This window comes from Halorhodospira sp. 9621, assembly GCF_022228055.1.
Taxonomy (GTDB): Bacteria; Pseudomonadota; Gammaproteobacteria; order Nitrococcales; family Halorhodospiraceae; genus Halorhodospira; species Halorhodospira halophila_A.
On the sequence record NZ_JAJNRD010000088.1, the window covers coordinates 1 to 1,060 of the forward strand.

Consider the following 1,060-nt stretch of genomic DNA (forward strand, 5'->3'; position numbering starts at 1 on the left):
GGGGTAGGTGGCAGACGGGCATTCTCGCTGGTTGGTGCGCAATTCGTAGGTCCTGACGCCTCCTTCGTATACTCGGCGAGTTGAGCGCCAAGGCCCGCTGCGCGCGCCATGTTTTCTGCTGATTGTAAGTGCCGCTTACATCTTTAGCAGGCTGCTGAAAAACTCGGTGTCCCGGTATTATAGAAGGGGTCGTTGGAGGCCGAGCATGAGGTAGACGGATGCGCGGTGAAGACGTTGGTCAGCAGCACCTGTTCAGCTATGTCAGCCTGGAATCCCGCATACCTGCCAACCACCCGCTGCGCCAGATCCGCGCGCTGGTGGACGAGTTGCTTGAGTCCGTCTCCGGAGAGTTGGACGCGGTGTACTCGTACACGGGTCGGCCCTCGATCCCGCCAGAGCGACTGATCCGTGCGCTGCTGCTCCAGGCGCTGTACTCCGTCCGCTCGGAGCGGCTGCTCATGGAACAGCTCGACTACAACCTCCTGTTCCGTTGGTTCGTCGGGCTCGAGATCGATGACCCGGTCTGGCATCCGACTACCTTCACCAAGAATCGCGACCGGCTGATCGAAGCAGACGTTGCGCAGCGGCTGCTTCAGGCGTTCACCGAGATCCCGCAAGTCCGCCCGCTGCTCTCGGATGAGCATTTCTCGGTCGACGGCACGCTGATCGATGCCTGGGCCTCGATGAAGAGTTTCAAGCCGATCAGCAGTGATGATGAGGATCCAGGCGATGGTGACTCCCGAGGCGGCGGGCGCAACCCGACGGTGAACTTCCGCGGCCAGAAGCGGAGCAACGACACCCATGCCTCGAGCACGGACCCGGATGCTCGCCTTTACCGCAAGGCGGACGGGCAGCCGGCGCAGCTGTGCTATATCGGCCATGCGCTGATGGAGAACCGCAACGGACTGATCGTGGACACGCGGCTGACCCGGGCCAGTGGCACCGCCGAGCGCGAGTCGGCTTTGGAGTCGGTTCTGAATAACCGGTTATACCGGAACGCCGGCGGGTTCCGGTGCACCCAGTGCTGCGCGGTGACCACCCAGACGCGAGAGCAGCCACC

General features: G+C 62.8%; 1 protein-coding gene. It reads left to right on the forward strand.

The annotated features are described in order from the left end of the window. Window positions 1-218: 218 nt before the first annotated feature. On the forward strand, window positions 219-1,060 hold an 842-nt coding region (locus LRF89_RS13195; protein ID WP_238637364.1), incomplete at its 3' end, for an IS5 family transposase.